General features: G+C 66.0%; 3 protein-coding genes. 1 reads left to right on the plus strand and 2 read right to left on the minus strand.

Going from position 1 to position 5,181, the window contains the following annotated elements:
* The first annotated feature begins 412 nt into the window (after window positions 1-412).
* Window positions 413-1,330: a class I SAM-dependent methyltransferase gene (locus ACFWF3_RS23455; protein WP_379315284.1), complete on the plus strand. Its 918-nt coding sequence runs from the start codon at window positions 413-415 to the stop codon at window positions 1,328-1,330.
* A gap of 154 nt (window positions 1,331-1,484) precedes the next feature.
* On the opposite strand, the gene ACFWF3_RS23460 is transcribed toward ACFWF3_RS23455, so the two are convergent.
* Window positions 1,485-2,765: a lipase family protein gene (locus ACFWF3_RS23460; RefSeq protein WP_379315285.1), complete on the minus strand. Its 1,281-nt coding sequence runs from the start codon at window positions 2,763-2,765 to the stop codon at window positions 1,485-1,487.
* Between the two features lie 585 nt (window positions 2,766-3,350).
* A complete protein-coding gene (locus tag ACFWF3_RS23465) occupies window positions 3,351-5,006 on the minus strand; it encodes an FAD-binding dehydrogenase (protein ID WP_379315286.1) in 1,656 nt (551 codons plus the stop codon).
* Between the last annotated feature and the right edge of the window lie 175 nt (window positions 5,007-5,181).

Genomic DNA, 5,181 nt, shown 5'->3' on the forward strand with positions numbered 1-5,181 from the left:
GTGCGCTACACCCTGTTCGGCACCCACGCATGGCCGTACTGGCAAGACGCACTCCACAGTTCCTGGCCGACCCTACGCACCGGATTAGGTCTGTAGCCACCTGGGACCACCCGACCAGCGCTGCCGGGCTGGACCGGGTGGTGAGCCGGAAGTCGTTGTCACGGACGAGGTGTTGAGCATCCGCTTTGTTGGCAGTCGGTCCGAACTGCGTCTGCCTGATCTGCGTCTGGATGGTCTCAAGAAACGAATCTCGGGCTGAACTTCGCGGCGGTCGGCCTCGGTGTGGAGGTCGGCCGCTGCGTCTTTGCCTGGCAGCTGGGTCTGGTGCACGCAGCGGATCAGTATGAACTGTCACGGATTGCGTGAGTGAGTTCATAGAGCGTGTGCCGCATTCGCAAGTAGGTTCTTGAACATGGACAACGACGGACCCAGCCGGACAGCGCTCATCACCGCCTACGCCCGCGCCTATCACCAGATCGTTGACCGGCCACTGATCTTCACCGATCCTCTGGCGGCACGTCTGCTCGGCGTCACCGCCGAGGAACTGGCCGAATTGGGCACGCCCACAACCGATCACCTCGGTGACGGGGCCAGCGATCGGCCCCGTCGGCTGTTCTTCGCCACACGCGCGCGCTTCGCCGAGGACGTCGTGGCCGCGGCCGTCGCCGCGGGTGTGCGGCAGGTCGTTGTCCTCGGCGCAGGCCTGGACACGTTCGCCTATCGCAATCCGTTTCCGGACTTGCGTGTCTTCGAGGTCGACCACCCCGCCACCCAAGCGTGGAAACGCGAACGTCTGACCGCCGCCGGAATCGACCGCCCTGAGACATTGGCCTTTGTGCCGGTCGATTTCGAAACACAAACACTGGCAGCAGGATTGGAATCCACCGGATTCACCCGGACGGAACCGGCCGTATTCGTGTGGCTCGGCGTCGTCTTCTATCTGACTCCGAACGCCGCCCACACCACTCTCGAATACATAGCCGGTCAGGCCCAGCCGGTCGAGGTGGTCTTCGACTACCTACAGCCCGCGAACACCGACGAAGACAGTGCGCACCAGCAGGCACGTGCTGATCGACTCGCCGACGTCGGCGAACCCGTATACAGCTACTTCACGCCCGACGATATTGCCGCACAGCTGCGAGCCCTCGGCTTCACCAGCCTCGAAGACCACTCCGCCCCCGACCTGGTCACTCATTACCTCGGCGGATCCGCAAGATTCGGAAGCGAACCGCCCCACGCACTGCGCGCCATCCGCATGCTGCGCGCGAGCCGCTCAGGATCGCCCGGCGGGAACTGGGTGGTGCCGTCGAGCACACCGCACGCCACATGATGAGCAGCCAAGGCCCGGAGGCCGGACTCATGGGCGTCGAATTCCCGGTCCCCCGACCCGCATCCTCACCTGACCGCATCGCAGCCACCGGAGTTGACAGTGGGGCGATGCGGCCGACTGGCGTGGCCTCGAGGGTCGATGGAGGTCGGCGCGGCTAGGGCAGCGCCGCGCAGTTCACCGGAGCGGGCACGCCGGCGAGGCGATCGACCATCCAGGGCTGCGAGCTCGTCAGCGACGGGAAGAAGCCCAGATCGTGGGTGCCCAAGACGCCCGACATCGCGGGCACCGTGTCGTCCGCATCCAGCAGTACCGCCGCACCACCACCACACCATCGCGCGACCAGATCACGCGCGGCGGGGTACGCGGCCTTGTCGTCGTACCTGGCCGAGTAGACGCGCACCGGCGCCGCGGGAGCGGACCCGCCGAGCCGCTGCTCGTCGAACGCCTTCTTCAACTCGGGGGAACCGTCGATCACGGCCGTGAGCGGCCGTCCGCTGGTCGTCCACCGCGACGTGTCCTGGGGCTGGACGAAAGTCTCGGAGAGACCGCCCCCACACGTGCCGACGGAGTCGTGCAGGATCGCCTTACCGGTGTCGTTGAGCTCGGCGTCGAGTACCGGGCGTGTGTCGGGGTAGTCGGCGGCGATTCCGTTGAGCACCCACGCGATCGCAGGCGCGACGCCGGGGTTACCGTCGCTGCGCACGATGAAATCCTGCGGCCCCACCACCGGCCCGCCCACGTGCACCCCGCGCACGTTGAGTTCGGGTGCGTACTCGGCCTGCAGTTCGCCGGCGGCAGCGGAGGCCATCCCGCCCTGGGAGTAGCCGTAGATGATGACCGGTGAATCCGGGCCGAGCCCCGAACCGGGCAGCCGCAGCGTGGCGCGCGCGGAATCCAGCACCGCGTGCGCCTGCGTCCTACGGTTGAGGAAGTCGTGCACTCCCGGTACCGCGAAGTCGTGATAATCGGTCATCACCACCGGCATCCCGCTCGCCAGGATTTGATAGATCGCGATGATGTCGTATTCGAACACCACATCGGCAGGCGGCTGGTACCGGATCACCTGCCCCAGCATCGCCGACGGCGAGCAGTCGGCACTCTGCCCCTGTGCGCCGCCCGCGTAGGCCACCAGTGGTCGCGGGCCGGGGCCGGTCCAGGCCTGAGTCGGCTCCAGATAGGTGCCGACCACCGTCTTCGGCGCGCCGTGGGTGTCGTTGCTGGTGTAGACGAGGCGGGTGGATCGTGCCGGTATCGGCCCGCCCGGGCCGGGAATCGTGACCGCCGTCGCCGAACCATCGGCACGGACGATGTCACCCCCCGCCACCTTCAACTGCGGCGGCTGGGCCCCTACCGTCGGTGTGGCCACGACCCCGGCGGCAACGACCACCAGGGTTCCCGTGAGTGCTGCAATCCACGCGCGTTTTCCGCTCTTCATACCGATCCTTCGTGCGAGGTGATCCGTCCAGGGCAGCTATCGAACCGAACAGCACAATCGCCACGGATGGAGCGCAACACCGCTTGTCAGCGGAACGTGAGCAGAAGAGCGTGATGTTCGACCCGACAGATCTAAATCGAAACTGCGGGCATCTCCGTCGAGCACAGAACACGGCACGGACATCACGGTGCCGGGGCCACAGCTTATGTCATGAGGCCGACACCGGTGCACAGACTCCTGCTTCGGCGTGACGACTTCGTGATCAGGCGGCTTCCGCGCGTTCCCGGGCCGGTGTGAACCCCTGTGGAACAACCGTTTCGCACACTGCGCTGCCAGCCACCTCAATTCAAGGTTCTGTCCGCTGTCGGTCGGCGGCCAGCAGTTTCGGGTCTCCTCTGTGTGCCGCGACGGGTAGACTTTTCGGATGCGGCGTACCTCAACCGCCTACCGGTCCGAGTTGATTCGCCCTGCTGAGCTGGGCGGATCGTGGCGGTCAGCGGACCCGGCGAGAAGCCCTGCAATTGCCGACAGCTCCAACTCGCCTCGGCGCAGGGCCGAGACGAGTTCTTGCCGCGCCAGGTGGCCTCACAGCCGACCAGCAACCGCCCGGCCTGCGGCACGCCCGGAGAAGATGCATCCGCCCAGGAAAGTGCCCTCCAACGCGCGATACCCGTGCACTCCGCCACCGCCGAACCCCGCGACCTCACCAGCGGCGTACAGGCCCTCGACCACCGCTGCGTCCGGCCCCAGCACTCGCGACGAGAGGTCTGTCTCCAAGCCGCCCAGCGTCTTTCGGGTGAGCAGATGCAACCGGACGGCGATCAGCGGGCCTGCCTTGGGATCGAGCAGCTTGTGTGGTGCGGCCACTCGCGTGATTCTGTCGGGCAGGTAGGCACGCGCGGCATGGATCGCCGCGATCTGGAGGTCCTTGTTGAACGCGTTGCCGAACTCGCGATCCCGCGAGGTCACCTCACGCTTCACACTCGCCACATCGAGCACGTTGTCGCCTGCCAGCTCATTCATCCGTCGCACCAGGTCGTCCAGGGTGTCCTCGACCACGAAATCGGCACCCCTGCGCTTGAACACCTCGACCGGACCCGGCGCCCCCTTCTTCACCCGTTCCAGCAACAACCTGATGTTGCGGCCGGTCAGGTCAGGGTTCTGTTCCTGACCGGACAGCGCGAACTCCTTCTCGATGATCTTCTGGTCCAGGACCAGCCAGGTGTAGTCGAATCCGGTCCGGTTGATGTACTGCATCGTGCCGAGCGTGTCGAAGCCGGGGAACAGCGGTGGGGGGAGCCGCTTTCCGGTCGCGTCCAGCCACAGCGATGACGGTCCCGGACCGATGCGGATGCCATGGTTGGGCCACACCGGGTCGTAGTTGATGATGCCCTCGGTGTAGTGCCACATCCGGTCCCGGTTGATCACGCTCGCGCCCGCGGACTCCGAGATCGCCAGCATCCGACCGTCCACATGGGCAGGAACGCCGGCCAGCATGTGCTCGGGCGCGCGGCCCATGCGCGTGGGCCAATTCTGCCGGATCAGCTCGCGGTTGTGCCCGATACCGCCGGAGGTGACGATCACGGCCTGCGCGCTGAACTCGAACTCGCCCACCGCTTTCCGCGACGACTCGACGCCTCGCGCCGCGTCCGAGGGCTCGAGGACGGTGCCACGCACACCGCTGACCGTGCCGCCGGTGACGACGAGTTCGTCGACCTGGTGTCGAAACCGGTATTCCACCAACCCCTGGTCGACGCCGGCCCGAACCCGAGACTCGATGATCTCGACGATCCGTGGCCCGGTTCCCCAGGTGATATGGAAACGGGGCACCGAGTTGCCCGGCCCGTACGCGCCGTAGCCACCCCGTTCCGCCCAGGCAACGACCGGAAACGCCTTCCAGCCGCGCTCGGCCAACCAACCGCGCATTTCACCGGCGGCGAATTCGACAAAGGCTTGCGCCCATGCGCGTGGCCATTTGTCCTCGCGCTCGCGGTCGAATCCGGCATTGCCTATCCAGTCCTGGATCGCGAGGTCATATGAGTCTTTGATGCCGACCCTGCGCTGCTCCGGACTGTTCACCAGGAACAGTCCGCCGAATGACCAGAATGCTTGGCCGCCCACATTGTTGATGTTCTCCTGCTCGACGACGAGCACCCGTTTGCCGGCGTCGACCAACTCAGCCGTGGCGACCAATCCGGCGAGTCCGGCTCCGACGACGATGACGTCAGCAGATTCGGTCATCTATTTACGGTAGCTCCGCCTCCCGAACCAAGGGAAGAGGTCCACCCCACGCACCGCCAGAACCCGGCGATATCGCCGTCGGTCGCCGCGGAACAGCGGTTGTGCACAATGTCGAGGTATAGGCTCGGAGCCGGGATAGACACACAGAGGGTGCATATTCTCGGGAGAGGACATC

The sequence above is a fragment of the Nocardia sp. NPDC060220 genome (genome assembly GCF_042727815.1).
GTDB lineage: Bacteria > Actinomycetota > Actinomycetes > Mycobacteriales > Mycobacteriaceae > Nocardia.

Coding starts and splice junctions, on each gene's coding strand:
- ACFWF3_RS23465 (WP_379315286.1), bottom strand. CDS start 5,006: ATGACCGAATCTGCTGACGTCATCGTCGTCGGAGCCGGACTCGCCGGA.
- ACFWF3_RS23455 (WP_379315284.1), top strand. CDS start 413: ATGGACAACGACGGACCCAGCCGGACAGCGCTCATCACCGCCTACGCC.
- ACFWF3_RS23460 (WP_379315285.1), bottom strand. CDS start 2,765: ATGAAGAGCGGAAAACGCGCGTGGATTGCAGCACTCACGGGAACCCTG.